Genomic DNA, 16319 nt, shown 5'->3' with positions numbered 1-16319 from the left:
CGGATAAAAAAAGGCAGGATTGTGGCGAAGCATCACCAATTCCAACAGGCGTTTCGCAAACGTGACTGGACGCTGGAGAAACCGCGCGGTGCTGGCCTTGCCCGGCCGGGCCTTGCAATTCGGCAACGAAAGCGCCAACTTTGGTCGGCGTACGATTCATTGCGAGGATCCAGGCATGACTGATCGCAGCAGCGGGACGGAGGATGGGGACGCATCCGCAATATTGATCCCGCTGCATGAGGCAAGACGCGAACGCCTCGACCAGCCGGTGCGGTTCGACCGCCGCGAACTGGACCAGATCCTCAGGCTTTACGGCCGTATGGTTGCCGCCAATGAGTGGCGCGACTATGCCATCGACCATCTCGCCGACCGCGCCGTTTTTTCCGTCTTCCGCCGCACCAGCGAAGTGCCGCTTTTCCAGATCGTCAAGGATCCGAAGCTGGCGCGTCGGCAAGGCGCGTTCGCCGTCATCGCCGCCGGCGGGCGCATCCTCAAGCGCGGCCAGGAGCTCGGCCGGGTGCTTGGCGTGTTCGACCGAACGCTGAAGCTGGTCGAGGCGTAACCCTTTATTTTTGCTGGCGGAACTTCCGCTCGGGCAGCGATTGCGGATCGGGCGGGATCGACGCCCCGCCATTGATCGGCAGCTGCATGAACACCGTGTCGAGCCAACGCCCATGCTTGTAGCCGGAGCCTTCGAGGCGGCCGGAATGACGGAAGCCGAGCTTCTCGTGCAACCGTACCGAGGCGCTGTCGGGCCTGCCGTCGCCGATCACCGCGATGATCTGGCGAAAGCCCGCCGCCTTGGCCGCCTCGATCAGCCCTTGCATCAGGAGCAGCCCGACGCCTTGCCCTTTGGCCGCGGGCGCGACATAGACGGAATCCTCAACGACGAAGCGGTAGGCCGGGCGTGGCCGGAACGCTCCGGCATAGGCATAGCCGAGCACGCCGCCGGCCTTTTCCGCAACGAGATAGGGAAAGCCGCCCGCCATCAGGTTGTCGAATCGCGCGCCCATCTCGGCGCGGCTTGGTGGCTCGAGTTCATAGCTCGCCGTGCCATTCGTCACCGCGTCGGCATAGATTTCCGTGATCCGGTCGAGATCGGCCGACGTCGCGGCCCGTAACGTGATGCTGCTCATATTTTATGCAAGTCGTTCATCTGCCTTATATCAAAGCAAAAGCCGGCACAAAAGAAAAGGGCGGCTGTTGGGCCGCCCTTTCCAAACTCGCTGGTCCAGTCAGACCATGATCCCGAAAAGTCGAAACCGGTTCTCGGAAAAGACCATGGTCGGCAAAGAACGCCGTATTAGCGACGGTCGCCCATGAACTGCAGCAGGAACATGAACAGGTTGATGAAATCGAGATAGAGCCTCAATGCGCCCATAATCGCCTTGCGGCCGGCGACATCAGTCTCGTCGCCCTCGAAGTACATCTCCTTGATGTTCTGCGTGTCGTAAGCGGTGAGGCCTGCGAAGATCAGCACGCCGATCGCCGAAACGGCGAAGGAAAGCGCCGACGACTGCAGGAAGATGTTGATCACCATCGCGATGATCAGGCCGACCAGGCCCATGACCAGGAACGAACCGAACGCGGAAAGGTCGCGCTTGGTCGTGTAGCCGTAGAGCGACAGCCCGCCAAAGGCGGCGGCGGTGGCGAAGAAGGTCTGCGAGATACTGGCGGTGGTGTAGACCAGGAAGATCGACGACAGCGACAGGCCGACGAGGCCGGCGTAGACCCAGAACGTCGTCTGCGCGGCCGAAACGGTCATCGACTGGACGCGGAACGATAGGAACATCACCGCTGCCAGCGGGGCAAAGATCACCAGCCATTTCAGCGGCGAGCCGAAGATCGCGTAGCCGAACGAGGTCAGCATCTCGCCGCTTGGCAACGTCGCGACCGCCGAGGCGGGATCGCTGGTGGTGGCCAGCATGATTGTGCCGACCGCGGCAAGGCCGGTGATGAGGAGGCCAAGCCCCATCAGATTGTAGACCTTGATCATGTAGGCGCGCAGGCCCTGGTCGATGGCAGCATCGACGCCGGCGCCGGGCACGGCGCGCGTCTGATAATTGCGAACGGGATCAGCCATGGAAATCCTCATATTGCTTCTGCCCCGTCCGGTGTCAGGTCCTTTTGAACCCAGGCGCCGCTGGCGGGGCTCCAGCATGCCTGCGCCGAAATATGATGGTTCTTGGCGTAAAGGACAAGACCGTAACCAAGCGTAATGCTCCGTGAAGTGCCGGAGATACGGTTTTATTGGCCTTCCCGCCCGGAACATTAACGAGATTTAATCAAAACCGGCTCTGGTTCAAAGATTCCGCAGCACCGGCGCCGCCTTATGGCCCAGCACCCGCCACGTGCCGGCAAGGCCGATACCGACCGTGACCACCAGTGAAAAGCCGATGGTCGCCACCGCCACCTCGGGCATGAAGTGGGATGGCAGCGTCATGATGCGCGTGACGACGAACCACGCCGCCACACCGCCCGCTGCCAGCGCGAACATCGCAGTGGCAAGGCCGATCAGCATGTATTCCAGTGAAAACGCCGCGATCAGAGTTTTCCTGGTCGCACCCAGGGTCTTCAGCACCACCGCGTCGTGGATGCGGGCCCGGTTGCTCGCGGCGAGCGCCCCGGCCAGCACCAGCACCGAGGCGATCAACGCCACGCCCGCTGCTGCCCTGATTGCTGTGCCGAGCTGCGCCACCAGCCGGTTGACGATGTCGAGCGCGTCCTTGACCCTGACCGTCGTCACCGCGGGAAAGGCACGCGTGACGGCATTGAGAAGATGCGCATCGTCGGCCGCCGATGCATTCGTCTCGGTCAGCGTCGCCAACCAGCCATGCGGCGCACCGGCGAATGTGTTGGGCGAGAACACCATGACGAAATTGATGCCCATGGTTTCCCATTCGACTTGGCGGAAATTGGCGATCTTCGCCGTGATGTTACGGCCGAGCACGTTGACGGTGATGGTGTCGCCGAGCTTCAGCCCGATCTCTTTGCCTTCCTCGGCGGAAAACGAGACCAGCGGCGCGCCGGCATAGTTCTCCGGCCACCAGCTGCCCTCGGTCAGCGTCGCATTCTCCGGCAGCTTTGCGTCATAGGTCAGGCCCCGATCGCCGCGCAGTACCCAGGCGCCTTCGGCCGGAACCTTGACCTTGTCGACATCGACGCCGTTGAGCGCCATTACCCGGCCGCGCAGCATCGGCACCTTGATCAGCCTGCCCTGCGGCGCCTCTTTGCCGACCAGCGCGGAGAAGGCATCGACGTCGCCGCTCTGGATATCGACGAAGAAGAAGTTCGGTGCCCTTTCCGGCAGGCTGCCGGAGATCTGCCGCCTCAGATTGCCGTCGATCAGCGCCAAGGTGACCAGGAGCGTCAGCCCGAGGCCAAGCGACAGCACCACGGACGGCGTCAAGGCGCCAGGCCGATGGATGTTGCCGATGGCGAGCCTGAGCGCGGTCGAGCGCACGCGCGGGCTTTTCTTCGCCGCCCACTGCACCAGCGTGCCGACGACACGCAGCACCAGGAACGAAAAGATCGTGGCGCCGACGAAGATCGAGGCAATATGGCGGTCGCCGGAAAACAGGATCGCCAGCACCGCGAGCAGCAACGCGATGGCCATTGCCGCGGCGATATAGAGCGGGCGGGGAAAACCGCGGCCCTCGAAACCCATTTCGCGAAACAGCGCCGTTGCCGGCACGTCGCGGGCACGGCCGAGCGGCAGCAAGGCGAAAGCCAGCGTCACCAGCAGTCCGAACAGCGCCGCCATGCCGAGCGCGCCGGGGTAGAACCCGCCTTCCGCCGGTACCGGAATGACCGACTGCAGTGCCGCGCTGGCCGCGAACGGCATCAGCGCGCCAAGCACAAGGCCCAGCGTGATGCCGAGGGCGGCGATCATCAGGATCTGCACCAGGTAGACGGCAAAGACGAACCCTCCCGAAGCCCCCAGGCTCTTGAAGGTGGCGATGACGCCGCGCTTGCCGTCGAGATAGGCCCGCACCGCATTGGCCACGCCGACGCCGCCGACCACCAGCGCCGTCAGCCCAACCAGCGTAAGGAATTGCGAAAACCGCTCGATATTCGACGACAGCGCCGGCGCTGCGTTGCCGCGCGTGCGGATCGACCAGCCGGCCTGCGGGAACTGGTTTGCCGCCTGCTCCTGGATCGCCTTGATCTGTGCCTCAGTGGTGCCGCCTGGCAGGCGGACCTTATAGGCGTTCTCGACCAGGCTGCCCGGCTGGATCAGGCCGGAAGCGGCAAGCCCGTCGGTCGACATCATCAGCCGCGGCGCAAAACCGAAGCCATCCGACACCGCATCCGGCTCGTTGACCAGCCTGGCGCGCAGCTCGAATGTCGCGCTGCCGACCTTCAGCCGGTCACCGATGCCAAGGTTCAGCCGCTCGAACAAGAGATCCGGGGCGGCGGCGCCGAAGACGCCGGATTTTTCGCCGAACAGATCCTCTCGCGACAGCACCGGCTCGGTCTCCAGCGCGCCATAGAGCGGATAGGCGCCGTCGACCGCCTTGGCCTCGACCAGCGCCTGGTCGGAGCCGTCCTCGAGCCTCGCCATCGAGCGCATGTTGGCACTGTGCGAAACCGTGCCAAGCCGGTCGAGGAAGCTGCGTTCGGCTCTGGTAAGATCGCGCTGGTTGAGCTGGAAGCGGAGATCGCCGCCGAGCAGCGTCTGGCCCTGGTCGGCAACACCGGCGGAAATCGCTTGCGCCACCGAATTGACGCCGCCGATTGCCGCGACGCCGAGCGCGATGCAGGCAAGGAAGATCAGGAAGCCGGACAGCCCGCCACGCATTTCTCGCAGCGAAAACCGAAAGGCGAGCCTCAGCGTTTGCGACAGCGGCATCAGGCGGTCACCTTGCCGGCCCTGGTGGCCGGCTCAGGCGCGTCCTCGATCAGCCCCGACCGCATCGACACCTGGCGCGAGCAGCGCGCCGCGAGTACCGGGTCATGTGTGACCAGCACCAGCGTCATGCCGCGTTCGGCCGCCTTGGCAAACAGCAGGTCGGCGACGTGCCGCCCCGTCGCCTGGTCGAGATTGCCGGTCGGCTCATCGGCGATCAGGATGCGCGGCGCCGGCGCCAGCGCCCGGGCGATCGCCACGCGCTGCTGCTCGCCGCCAGACAATTCGCCGGGGTAATGGGTGACGCGATCGCTGAGACCGACCGCCGCCAGCTCGCGCGCCGCCACGCCGAACGGATCGGCATGGCCGGCAAGCTCCAGCGGGACGGCGACGTTTTCCAGCGCCGTCATATTCGGGATGAGGTGGAAAGACTGGAACACGATACCGATGTTTCGTCCCCGAAACGATGCGATCTGGTCTTCGCTTTTGCCGTTGAGCAGCTCGCCGGCGACTCGTACCGTGCCCGAATCGACCCTTTCAAGCCCAGCCAAAACCATCAGCAATGTCGACTTTCCCGAACCTGAAGGCCCAACGATGCCCATCACTTCGCCGCCCGCCACATCGAGGCTGACGCCCTTCAGCACATGAACCGAGGAGGCACCTTCGCCGAGCGTCAGCGATACGTCTTTCAGCGAAATGACGGCTTCTTCCAAAATCAAATCGTCCTATATGGGGGATGAAGGCTAGAGCATCCGATGCTCGACAAAGACGAAAACCTGCCTTCGCCAACAGATGTTCCTCGTCATATGGGGCCTGCCGCATGGCTTTCAAACACACCTTTGCCGCAGCCTTCGCCCTTTTCCTCGCCATTTGCGGCGCCATTTCGTCGGCGCGCGCCGAACCCTTCACCATTGTCGGTTTCGGCGACAGCTTGATGGCGGGTTATGGCCTCGGGCCAGGTCAGGGCTTCACCGAAAAGCTGCAGGCGGCGCTTCGCGCCAAGGGCTACGATGTCACGGTCGCCAATGCCGGCGTCTCCGGCGATACGACGAGCGGCGGCCTGTCACGGCTCGACTGGTCGGTGCCGGACGGCACGCAACTGGTCATCCTGGAGCTCGGCGCCAACGACATGCTGCGCGGCGTTTCGCCCGCAATAGCGGAAAAAAACCTGGACGCCATGCTGGCAAAACTGAAGCAGCGCAAGATCGCGGTGTTGCTTGCCGGCATGCGCGCGGCGCCCAATCTCGGCGCCGACTACCAGAAGGCGTTCGACGCAATCTTTCCGCGATTGGCTGAAAAATACGGCGTGCCGCTCTATCCTTTCTTTCTCGAGGGCGTTGCCGGCCAATCCGTCCTGCAACTCGAGGACGGCCTTCATCCAAGTGCCCGAGGCGTCGACCGCATCGTCGAGGGTATCCTGCCCAGTGTGGAGAAGGCCATTGCAACGGTGCGGGGTAATTCCTGAAGGCGAGGGTTCGCCGCCGCACCACATTCCGCAGGGGAAGCTTTTAGGCAGCCCTGCGACCAACAAACCGCTTGCCCCGTTCGAATATCGATGATTCGCTAGGGGCAAGAGTTCGATTCGAGGACAGGAGGCTTCCCATGCCGCGTCTTTTTGCCGCCCTCGAAATACCGCGTGATGCCGCTCTTTCGCTGTCCCTGCTCAGGGGCGGCCTGCCCGGAGCCCGCTGGATCGACGTCGAAAACTATCATCTGACGCTGCGCTTCATCGGCGATGTCGAGGGCCATGTCGCCGACGAAATCGCCAACGCGCTCGACCGTGTTCACCGCGCCTCCTTCCCGCTGACGCTGTCCGGCGTCGGCGCCTTCGGCCAGAAGAAGCCGCATGCGGTGTGGGCCGGGGTCGCCGCTTCGCCCGATCTTTCCGCATTGCAGGCCGAGATCGAGCGCATCTGCCAGCGGCTCGGCATCCCGGCCGACCCGCGCAAGTTCATGCCGCATGTGACGCTGGCCCGCCTGCGCAATTCGAGCCCGCTCGACGTCGCCCAGTATCTGTCGGCACGCGGCAATTTTTCGACGCTGCCGTTCCGGGTCGGCCGCTTCGTGCTGATGTCGTCGCGCGACTCGGTCGGCGGCGGGCCTTACGTCGTCGAGGAGGCCTGGCCGCTTTCAGGTGCCGACAACCGCGTCGTCAGCCGTTTGGTCGGCGCCGCCGACGCTTCGCGGATTATGCGGTAGACGGACATGGCCAGGGAGAAACTAGCAAAAGAAGCGATCCGCGCCGAACTTACCGGCCTCGAAGGCTGGTCGCTGGCCAAGGATGGCGGCTCGATCACCCGCAGCTTCACCTTCAAGAATTTCTCCGAAGCCTTTGCCTTCATGACCCGCGTCGCCCTGGCGGCGGAGAAGATGGACCACCACCCCGACTGGTCGAACGTCTACAAGACTGTAAACGTGACCCTCAACACGCACGACGCCGGCGGCCTGACGGCACTGGATTTCGAGCTGGCCAGGAAGATGAACCGCTATTTCGGCGGCTGAGACTATCTGCACCTTGCAGCGAGGTTCGGCTTTCACCACATTTTGCCTCGCGGTCACGCGTGAAGTCACGCTACGGCCGCAAGGAGAGGTTGATGGCGCAAAAATCCGGTTTTGATTTCTTCGGCCTCGGCAGCAAGCCGGGCAATGAGAGCGAAGTACGCGAAAAGTTCTGGCGTACGGCGAAGAAGGCTGCCCGGCAGATCCCGTTCATGGAAGAGGTGGTCGCCGCCTATTACTGCGCCATGGACAAGAAGACGCCGCTGCGCACCAAAGGCACATTGCTGGCTGCGCTCGGCTATTTCGTGCTGCCGACGGACGTCATCCCCGATTTCATCCTTGGGCTAGGCTTCACCGACGACATCGCCGTCCTGACCGCCGCGATTGCCGCCGTCAGCGCCCACATCACGCCGGCGCATCGGCTCGCCGCCAGGCAGGCCATCGCCGACAAGAGCTGAGCCGGTGCGGCGCAAAAAATCGCGCGAGAACCGACTTTCCGGCCGTCAAACCCACCGCCGCACCCGCGCCTTGTAGGCGCGATAGGCATCTCCGAACTTCCGCTCGAGATAGCGCTCTTCCGGCGCGATGACGCCGGTATTGATCACCCCCAGCAGGGGGATGACGAGCGCGATAGCCCAAAGACTTCCGGCCGCGACGCCGAGGCCCAGATAGATGAGGGTTGTTCCCAGATAGAACGGGTTTCTGGTCCGCCGATAGATCCCGTCGACGACCAGCGCCGTCGTTGGCAAGGTCGGTGGTATGTTGGTTCCAGCGGCCTGAAAGCGGCCCGCCGCCATAAAGATGAGCACGAAGCCGCACACCGCGAGCACGGCGCCGGCCAGATAGCGGGCGAGCGCCTGCCCGGCCATGACCGGGAGCGGCACGAGCACCTCGAGCACGGTTGCCGCCACCAGGAAGCCGAGGAAGATCAAAGGCGGCAGCGCAATGACCCCCGCCACGTCGGGCGCGCCCGACGTGCCCGCCACCTCTCCGCCATCCGACCGGGGCACCGCGCCGCTGGCCGCCGCGCGGACGGCGACACGAATGCCGAACACGATCGCCAGGACGACTGTGCCGCCCGCCAGGATCAGCCCTGTCTCGGAAATGGCCATGGCCAAATCTCCCGTAAGCCGCCAGGGAGGGGCACCCTGGCCGAGTGCCGTGGCGGCGAACGCAGACATGGTAGCGCCTGCAGGGAAATTCGTCACGTACCTCAGAAAAGCGAGAACCGCTGCAGGACCTAGCTGCTTGAAAAGTCAAACTCTTGCCGTTTTCGTGGCCTCCAAGTCGCGGCAGGGACATTGCGCCAGCCGCTTTTTTCGAGCGGCAGCGCGAAGACGGCGGCGGTTTCCTGGCGTGAACATCCTTTTCTCAGGGGAAATTCACCGTTTGGTAACCCAGATTAAATCAAAATGAAGCGACGGGCAGGACGCCGGGCCGGCCTGCCGCCGCACCAGTGGAATACGGGAAAAGCGATGCGCGGATTGATTGCTATAGTTTCCAGCCTGGCCCTGGTGGCCTTGACGGCGCCCGCGCTGGCGCAGTCGGCAACCAAGATCGGCCAGCATAATGCCTGGGGCACCTACAGTTATCAGGCGTCGGGCGGCGGCAAGGTCTGCTATGTCCTGACGGTGCCAACCGACAAGCAGCCGCCGACGCTCGATCACGGCGACATGTTCTTCTTCGTCAGCCAGCGGCCGGGGCAGCAAGTGTCCTACGAGCCGCAATTCATCGCCGGCTACACCTTCCAGGAAGGTTCCAAGGCCACCGTTACCATCGACAAGAAGTCTTTTTCGATGTTCACGCGCGGCAAGTCGGCCTGGGTCGAGAACGCCGCCGAGGAGCCGGTGCTGATCGCCGCGATGAAGACCGGCACCGACATGAAGGTGTCGGCCAAGTCCGGCCGCGGCAACACCACCACCTACGTCTTCTCGCTGAAGGGCATCTCGGCGGCGCTGGCCTCGATCGCCAAGTGCAAGTAGGCTAGAGCCGGAAGACCGACCTTTTAGGCGTTGACGCCTCCCCTCATTGCCCTGCCGGGCACTTCTCCCGGCATAGTGACGGGGAGAAGGAGCGTCGCATAGAAGTTTTCGCCGATTGCCGGCGTTGCAGGAATGGCGCTGACGTCGCCGCCGGATGAGGGGCAGCGCCGAGGTCGCCAATTTGGTTGTGTCCAACGCAAAATTGAACGCCAGCCTTTTCTGAAGCCCTGCCCTTGCTTGCGCACCCGGCATGACTCCGCCGCTAACCTGTGCTATGCGCCGCGCTTCATTTCGGGCACGATGCTGTATTCGGCCGCAAATCGCTTATATTGGCGCAACAATGACCCTTTCATTCGATCTTACCGCCGAAGGCGCGCGTGACGCGTTGCGCACCCGCACGGCGCCTGAAAAGCCCTCGCTGATCGGCTTGACGCGCGCCGAACTTGGGGCTGCCCTTGTCGCTGCCGGCATCGTGCCGGAGCGCCAGGCGAAAATGCGCGCCCAGCAGCTCTGGCATTGGATCTATGTGCGCGGCGTTTCCGATTTTGCCGGCATGTTCAACATTTCCAAGGATCTGCGCGCCGCGCTCGACAGGCATTTCACCGTTGCCAGGCCCGAGATCGTCGAGGAGCAGATTTCCTCCGACGGCACGCGCAAATGGCTGTTCCGCTTTCCGCCGCGCGGCGCCGGCCGGCCGGTCGAGATCGAGACCGTCTACATTCCCGAAGAAGGCCGCGGCACCCTCTGCATCTCGTCGCAGGTCGGCTGCACCCTGACCTGCTCCTTCTGCCACACCGGCACGCAGAAGCTGGTGCGCAACCTGACCGCCGAGGAAATCCTCGCCCAGCTTTTGACCGCCCGCGATCGGCTCGGCGATTTCCCCGACCGCGATACGCCGGACGGCGCCATCGTGCCGGCCGAGGGCCGGAAAGTGTCCAACGTCGTCATGATGGGCATGGGCGAGCCGCTCTACAATTTCGAGGCGGTGAAGAAGGCGCTGCTGATCGCATCCGACGGCGACGGGCTTTCCCTGTCGAAGAGGCGCATCACGCTCTCGACATCGGGCGTCGTGCCCGAGATCTTCCGCACCGGCGAGGAGATCGGCGTCATGCTGGCGATCTCGCTGCACGCCACCAACGACGATCTGCGCGACCTTTTGGTGCCGATCAACAAGAAATATCCGCTGAACGAGCTGATCGCTGCCTGCCATGCCTATCCCGGCCTGTCCAACGCCAAGCGGATCACCTTCGAATATGTGATGCTGAAGGACGTCAATGATTCCATCGAGGACGCTAAGGCGCTGGTCAAGCTGCTCAAGGGCATTCCGGCCAAGATCAATCTGATCCCGTTCAATCCGTGGCCAGGCACCAACTACCAGTGCTCGGACTGGGAAACGATCGAGAAATTCGCCGACTACATCAACAATGCCGGCTATGCCTCGCCGATCCGCACGCCGCGCGGCCGCGACATCCTCGCCGCCTGCGGCCAGCTCAAGTCGGACTCCGAGCGCATGCGCAAGGTCGACCGGCTGGCGCTGGAAGCGATGATGATCGCGGGGCACGGCGAGGCGTGACCCGCCTCGTCGCCTATCTCATCCGCTTCGCCGTCATCCTTGTCGGCTATGGCGTTGCTTCGCTGGCGGCAAGCGCCTTCCTTAACATCATGTTCCTGGCGTCTCTTGGGCTGATGACGGACGAGACGCAACCGGCGGCGCAGGCTTCGCTATGGTTTTCAATCCCCTTCGTCGCGCTGTTCGTCGCCTATTTTGCCTTTATGCCGGCCGCCATCGCCATCCTAGTCTCCGAGATCCTTGGCCGGCGTGACTGGCTGTTCTATGCGCTGGCGGGTGCTGTGGTCTCGGCGGTCTTCCTTGGCTTCGTTCACCAGACGGCCGATGCCAATTTCGAGGTTACCAATACCAGCGTCATGCTAGCGGTGATCGGCTGCGGCATGATCGGCGGAATTTTCTACTGGCTGAGCGCCGGGCGCTCGGCCGGAAGCTGGCGCCAGATCAGCGCATGACCCCGAACCAAAGGTTCGGAAAGGATCATGCGCAAAATGAAAGTACCTATTTCGCCTGGGCCGTCAGGATCTTGAGCGCGAAGGCCGAAAAAACTCCGGCAAAGAGATAGTCGACAACGCGCGTCACGCGCGGGCTGGATTTCATCGCGGCCGAGAACTTTTCCGCCGCCAGCACCATCGGCGCCGTCACCGGGATCGCCAGCACGACGAACATCGCGCCGAGGAAGAACAGCTTTCCCGGCGCGTTGGGATCATGCGCGGAGACGAATTGCGGCAGGAAGGTCATGAAGAACAGGATGATCTTCGGGTTGAGCAGATTGACCCCGAGCCCCGCCGCCCAGCTGCGGAACAGCGAGATCTGCGGCCCGCTCTTCTTCTCCGGCGAAAACGCCGACCCTTTTGTGATCGCCTGCCAGGCCAGGAAGACCAGATAGCCGGCGCCGAAAATCTTCAGCACGAAGAACGCCATCGGCGAGGCGACGATCAGCGCCGAGACGCCGACCACCACCAGCGTGGTGTGGATCAGCGTGCCGCACAATGCGCCGGCCATCGAGGCAAAGCCGGTGGCGCGGCCCTGGCTCAGCGTGCGCGACACGAACAGCGTCATATCAGGCCCAGGCGTGATCGCCAGGATCAAGGTGGCGATGGAGAACTGGATCAGCGTGGTGGTGTCGGGAATGAAGGACATGGCTCGTCTCGGTGCGGCAAAAGACGGCGCAGCCATACCGCAAGAGCCGTATTCTCGCCAGCCTCTGGGAGATGCAGCATCTGGTCCAGGCATCGTTCGTCCCTTGCGCTGGCCTAAAACGCCGTGATACCTCGCCCGCGAAGAACCCCTGTCGCGGAACCGCCCACCATGTCGAAAGCAAAAGCCGTCAAGAAAGTCGTGCTCGCCTATTCCGGCGGCCTTGACACCTCGATCATCCTGAAATGGCTGCAGACCGAGCTCGGCGCCGAGGTCGTCACCTTCACCGCCGATCTAGGCCAGGGTGGCGAACTGGAGCCGGCTAGGCGCAAAGCCGAGATGATGGGCATCAAGGATATCCGCATCGTCGATGTCCGCGAGGAATTCGTATCCGATTTCGTCTTTCCGATGTTCCGCGCCAACGCTGTCTATGAAGGCACGTATCTGCTCGGCACCTCGATCGCCCGGCCGTTGATCTCCAAGCACCTTGTCGAGATCGCCAGGGAGACCGGCGCCGATGCGATCGCCCATGGCGCCACCGGCAAGGGCAACGACCAGGTGCGTTTCGAGCTCTCCGCCTATGCACTCAATCCCGACATCAAGGTCATCGCGCCCTGGCGCGACTGGTCGTTCAAGTCACGCACCGATCTCATCAATTTCGCCGAGCAGCACCAGATCCCGGTGCCGAAGGACAAGAAGGGCGATGCGCCTTTCTCGGTCGACGCTAACCTGCTGCATTCGTCTTCCGAGGGCAAGGTGCTGGAAGACCCATGGAGCGAGCCGCCAGAATTCGTCCACCAGCGCACCATCTCGCCGATGGATGCGCCGGATGAGGTCACCGAGATCGAGATCGAATTCCTCAAGGGCGACCCGGTTGCGCTCAACGGCAAGAAACTGTCGCCGGCAACGATGCTGGCGACGCTGAACGATCTCGGCCGCGACAACGGCATTGGCAGGCTAGATCTGGTCGAGAACCGTTTCGTCGGCATGAAATCGCGCGGCGTCTACGAGACCCCCGGCGGCACCATTCTGATATCGGCCCACCGGGCGATCGAATCGATCACGCTCGACCGCGGAGCCGCCCATCTCAAGGACGAGTTCATGCCGCGCTATGCCGAGCTCATCTACAACGGCTTCTGGTTCGCGCCCGAGCGGCTGATGCTGCAGGCCATGATCGACAAGAGCCAGGAAGACGTCGAAGGCACGGTGCGGCTGAAGCTCTACAAGGGCAACGTCATTGTCACCGGCCGCAAGTCGAGGAAGACGCTCTATTCCGACGCGCTGGTCACCTTCGAGGACGACCGCGGCGCCTACGATCAGAAGGATGCCGAAGGCTTCATCCGCCTCAACGCGCTCAGGCTGCGCACGCTGGCGGCGCGTAGTCGTAAAGGCTAAGTATAAATAATGTCGGAAATGATCTGGGTTTCGCGGATATATGTAAATACAATGCTAATGTAGTTTCAGCTAATTATAACAGCCAAAGTTATGGTAGCCCAAGCCTTTTCTGCTTGACCTCCCGGTCGGATTACCGAACTGTCGTTTCGGGCACTGGGGGATTAACATGAGAATTGGCTTTTTAGTTCTGTCAGCGATGATCGCTGCGTTGGCCGGTTGTCAGACCGGACAAGATCCTGCGACGACGACGGGTCCCGAGGCAGCATTCGACCGATGCGTGAGCAAGATGGCGATAACAAACGTCTCTGCCAAGCATGAAATCGCTGCTTTCATGGGCGTTTCAATGGAACGCATGCCGGCTCTCTTTTGTCGACGGCTGGTCAATGCAGCGGTCAGCGGCCGAATCACCTTCTCCGACATCAACAGCCTTCAGCTTAATCAATCCACCGACATCTGGAACGTCATCAAGGGCAGGTGACCAACCGGACGTGGCCTGCCACACGGGTTTGTTTCCGAGAACGATCAATCTGGCCGCGAAATGCTCTGGAGATCGAAAAAAGCCCGGCGCGTGGCCGGGCTTTCTGCCGATTAGATTTTTCTATCAGTCGGCATCGATCGCCGTGGCCATGCGGGCGATGGCCTGTTGATAGACGCTCGCCGAATTCCAGCCAGCAATTGCGCCGATATTTGCCTGCGCGCTGGCGCCCGGCCGCCAACCATGACCCTTGAGGAAGTTGGCGGTAGAAGCCAACGCAGTGGCCTTGTCGCGCAGGTTTTTGTTGCCTACGCCATACGTCAAAACATTTCCGGGCAGGAACTGCGTGTGGCCGATCTCGCCATGCGCGGCACCGACGGACGAGGCGCTCAACGCTCCGCGATCGACCAGCTTCAGGGCTGCAATGGCATGCGGGTAGAAGAACTCCGGACGGCGGCAGTCATAGGCCAGCGTCAAAATGGCAGAGACCGTGTTCTGGTTGCCCATGGCGGAACCGAAGCCCGTCTCCATGCCCCAGATGGCGAGCAACACACCCGGTGACACGCCGTAATTCTGTTCGATCTTGTCGAACAGCGCAGCATTCGCCTTCTTTAGCGCACGGCCCCTGGCGATGATTGCGGACGCGCCACGACGCTTCATGAAAGCCTCTACCGAGCCGCTGAAAGCCTTATGGATGGCGCGGTCGACGGAGATCGTCTTTGTCGCGTAGGTTGCGCGAGCCAGAGCGGCCAGACCCTTCGAGCCGACACCGTCGGCCTTCGCCTCCGCGGCGAACTCCGGTTTCCACGCCTCGAAGCCGGCGCCGCTCTTGCCACAGCTGGCCGCCGCCTGCGCGCCCGTCGCCAGCGCAAGCACCGCCACCACCGTGGCCACTACAAACATCTTCCCCTTGGCAAGAAATGCCATGCTGCTCTCCTGGTTGCCTGAATCACGTTCCCAATTGCGAACTTGCCTGCGAAACACCTGCTTGTCACTGCCCCGGCGCCACGCCGATGCACTCAATACAGCAGGAACCTCAAATCCACCACACTGGCGGACGCCCGGGAATTTGCCTACGATCAAGTAATTATTGTGGCGGGGACAGAATAAGCATGGAAGACGTTGATGTCGTGATCATCGGCGCCGGTTCAGCCGGGCTTTCGGCTGCCAAGACCCTGCGCGCCGCCGGTTTTTCCTTCAAATTGTTGGAAGCGATGAACCGCATTGGCGGCCGCGCCTGGACCAGCGACCAGCATTTCGGCGTGCCGTTCGACATCGGCTGCGCCTGGCTGCATGCCGCGGACCGCAATCCCTACTTTCCCGAGGCGAAGGCCGCCGCCTGGACGCTTCATCACCACGACATGAATGTCGATCATCTCTATTACCGCGAGCGAAAGGCAAGCGAAGCCGAAGAGGCCGCGATGAAGGTGGCCGACGCAAGGCTGTTCGAGCTGGTGGCGGCACATCAGGTGAGGGAAAGCGACGACGACCGCCTGTCGGCATTGCTCGCCAAGGGACACGCGCCGCGCGCCGCCGCAACCTTCGCCGGGCCGATGGATTTCGGCGCCTACGAGGACGAGATATCGATCCGCGACTTTCAGGCCGCCGCCGACCTCGATCCGAACTATTTCACCAGGGAAGGCTTCGGTACGCTGGTTGCCCGCTTCGGTGCCGATGTGCCGGTGGAACTGTCGACGCCGGTGCGCAAGATCGTCTGGGATGGGCCGGGCGTAGCCTGCGTCACCGATCGCGGTACCATCCGCGCCAAGGCGGTCATCGTCACTGCCTCGCCGGCAGTGCTCGCTTTCGAGGAGATTGCGTTCTCGCCTGCACTCCCCGATGCGCATTTCGCCGCCCTCTTCGACCTGCCGATGGGCATGCTGACCAAGCTGCCGGTCGAAATATCCGGTACCAGGCTCGGCCTGGAGCCGTTCGACGATTTGCTGATCGAGCGGTTGGCCCGGCACGACATCTACTTCCTCTGCTTTCCCTTCGATCTCGATTTGATGGTGGGTTTCGTCGGCGGCGATTTCGCTTGGGAGATGTCGGCGGCGGGCGAGGCGGCCGGCATCGACTTCGTCGTCGACCGGCTCTGCGGCATCTTTGGCGGCGACATACGAAAGCATGTCGGACGCGCAATGATGACCAATTGGGGCGCTGAACGGTTCGTGCGCGGCGCCTATGCGGCGGCGCGGCCCGGCCGCTGGCAAGCGCGAGCCACGCTGATGCAGCCGGTGGCGGAAAAGATCTTCTTCGCCGGCGAGCATTTGGCCGGTCCGCTGATGCAGACCTGCGGCGGCGCCAGATTGTCGGGCGAGGCAGTGGCCAAGGAGGTCGTCGCCCAGCTTGCGGCAAAATAGCATCTGCCGGCAGGAACGTGGGCAGCTGACAGGCGTTTGGCCTTCTCCTGCT

General features: G+C 62.9%; 18 protein-coding genes. 11 read left to right on the top strand and 7 right to left on the bottom strand.

Annotated features, from left to right (window positions below; translation table 11 throughout):
- Positions 1-175: 175 nt before the first annotated feature.
- A complete protein-coding gene (locus NKI19_RS26555) occupies positions 176-562 on the top strand; it encodes a DUF2794 domain-containing protein (protein WP_031212724.1) in 387 nt (128 codons plus the stop codon).
- A gap of 4 nt (positions 563-566) precedes the next feature.
- Here the strand turns inward: NKI19_RS26555 and NKI19_RS26550 are convergent, their stop codons facing one another.
- From NKI19_RS26550 to NKI19_RS26535, 4 genes are all read right to left on the bottom strand, one after another.
- Complete coding sequence (locus NKI19_RS26550) at positions 567-1136, bottom strand: GNAT family N-acetyltransferase (RefSeq protein WP_352491653.1); 570 nt, start codon at positions 1134-1136, stop codon at positions 567-569.
- A 167-nt stretch (positions 1137-1303) separates the two neighbouring features.
- On the bottom strand, positions 1304-2083 hold the full coding sequence (locus NKI19_RS26545) for a Bax inhibitor-1/YccA family protein (protein WP_352491654.1): 780 nt from the start codon (positions 2081-2083) through the stop codon (positions 1304-1306).
- Between the two features lie 219 nt (positions 2084-2302).
- Positions 2303-4852: an ABC transporter permease gene (locus NKI19_RS26540; protein WP_352491655.1), complete on the bottom strand. Its 2550-nt coding sequence runs from the start codon at positions 4850-4852 to the stop codon at positions 2303-2305.
- A complete protein-coding gene (locus NKI19_RS26535) occupies positions 4852-5562 on the bottom strand; it encodes an ABC transporter ATP-binding protein (RefSeq protein ID WP_352491656.1) in 711 nt (236 codons plus the stop codon). The genes NKI19_RS26540 and NKI19_RS26535 overlap by 1 nt, the downstream gene beginning before the upstream one ends.
- 107 nt (positions 5563-5669) lie before the next feature.
- Here NKI19_RS26535 and NKI19_RS26530 point away from each other — a divergent pair, with 107 nt between their 5' ends.
- The 4 genes from NKI19_RS26530 to NKI19_RS26515 all read left to right on the top strand — a co-directional run bounded on the left by NKI19_RS26530 (position 5670) and on the right by NKI19_RS26515 (position 7806).
- On the top strand, positions 5670-6314 hold the full coding sequence (locus NKI19_RS26530) for an arylesterase (RefSeq protein WP_352566660.1): 645 nt from the start codon (positions 5670-5672) through the stop codon (positions 6312-6314).
- Between the two features lie 137 nt (positions 6315-6451).
- Positions 6452-7048, top strand: a complete 597-nt coding sequence (gene thpR, locus NKI19_RS26525) for an RNA 2',3'-cyclic phosphodiesterase (RefSeq protein WP_352566662.1) — start codon at positions 6452-6454, stop codon at positions 7046-7048.
- A 6-nt stretch (positions 7049-7054) separates the two neighbouring features.
- Positions 7055-7351 carry a 4a-hydroxytetrahydrobiopterin dehydratase gene (locus tag NKI19_RS26520; protein ID WP_352491659.1) on the top strand — a complete coding sequence of 99 codons (297 nt, stop codon included), beginning with the start codon at positions 7055-7057 and terminating at the stop codon, positions 7349-7351.
- Between the two features lie 92 nt (positions 7352-7443).
- Positions 7444-7806, top strand: a complete 363-nt coding sequence (locus NKI19_RS26515) for a YkvA family protein (RefSeq protein ID WP_352491660.1) — start codon at positions 7444-7446, stop codon at positions 7804-7806.
- A gap of 45 nt (positions 7807-7851) precedes the next feature.
- On the opposite strand, the gene NKI19_RS26510 is transcribed toward NKI19_RS26515, so the two are convergent.
- Complete coding sequence (locus NKI19_RS26510; RefSeq protein WP_352491661.1) at positions 7852-8460, bottom strand: methyltransferase family protein; 609 nt, start codon at positions 8458-8460, stop codon at positions 7852-7854.
- Positions 8461-8823: 363 nt separating this feature from the next.
- Between NKI19_RS26510 and NKI19_RS26505 the strand changes: the two genes are divergently transcribed.
- From NKI19_RS26505 to NKI19_RS26495, 3 genes are all read left to right on the top strand, one after another.
- A complete protein-coding gene (locus NKI19_RS26505; protein ID WP_023721899.1) occupies positions 8824-9330 on the top strand; it encodes an invasion associated locus B family protein in 507 nt (168 codons plus the stop codon).
- Between the two features lie 340 nt (positions 9331-9670).
- A complete protein-coding gene (rlmN, locus tag NKI19_RS26500; RefSeq protein ID WP_352491662.1) occupies positions 9671-10903 on the top strand; it encodes a dual-specificity RNA methyltransferase RlmN in 1233 nt (410 codons plus the stop codon).
- Positions 10900-11352 (top strand): hypothetical protein, encoded by a 453-nt coding sequence (locus NKI19_RS26495; RefSeq protein WP_352491663.1) that lies wholly within the window; start codon positions 10900-10902, stop codon positions 11350-11352. The genes rlmN and NKI19_RS26495 overlap by 4 nt, the downstream gene beginning before the upstream one ends.
- A 46-nt stretch (positions 11353-11398) precedes the next feature.
- Here the strand turns inward: NKI19_RS26495 and NKI19_RS26490 are convergent, their stop codons facing one another.
- Positions 11399-12040, bottom strand: coding sequence for a LysE family translocator (locus tag NKI19_RS26490; RefSeq protein WP_352491664.1), 642 nt, complete (start codon positions 12038-12040; stop codon positions 11399-11401).
- A gap of 168 nt (positions 12041-12208) precedes the next feature.
- Here NKI19_RS26490 and NKI19_RS26485 point away from each other — a divergent pair, with 168 nt between their 5' ends.
- Positions 12209-13432 (top strand): argininosuccinate synthase, encoded by a 1224-nt coding sequence (locus NKI19_RS26485; protein WP_352491665.1) that lies wholly within the window; start codon positions 12209-12211, stop codon positions 13430-13432.
- 166 nt (positions 13433-13598) lie between these two features.
- The gene (locus tag NKI19_RS26480; RefSeq protein WP_352491666.1) at positions 13599-13910 is read left to right on the top strand and encodes a hypothetical protein; all 312 of its coding nucleotides are present in this window, start codon (positions 13599-13601) and stop codon (positions 13908-13910) included.
- A gap of 123 nt (positions 13911-14033) precedes the next feature.
- Here NKI19_RS26480 and NKI19_RS26475 read toward each other — a convergent pair whose 3' ends face one another.
- Positions 14034-14834 (bottom strand): lytic murein transglycosylase, encoded by an 801-nt coding sequence (locus NKI19_RS26475; RefSeq protein WP_352491737.1) that lies wholly within the window; start codon positions 14832-14834, stop codon positions 14034-14036.
- Between the two features lie 185 nt (positions 14835-15019).
- Between NKI19_RS26475 and NKI19_RS26470 the strand changes: the two genes are divergently transcribed.
- Complete coding sequence (locus NKI19_RS26470) at positions 15020-16267, top strand: flavin monoamine oxidase family protein (RefSeq protein ID WP_352566664.1); 1248 nt, start codon at positions 15020-15022, stop codon at positions 16265-16267.
- The last annotated feature ends 52 nt before the right edge of the window (positions 16268-16319 follow it).

The organism is Mesorhizobium sp. M0751 (assembly GCF_040320265.1).
Classification (GTDB): Bacteria; Pseudomonadota; Alphaproteobacteria; order Rhizobiales; family Rhizobiaceae; genus Mesorhizobium.
Note: the sequence above shows the minus strand (reverse complement) of the source record. Positions and strands in the feature narration are given on the sequence as shown.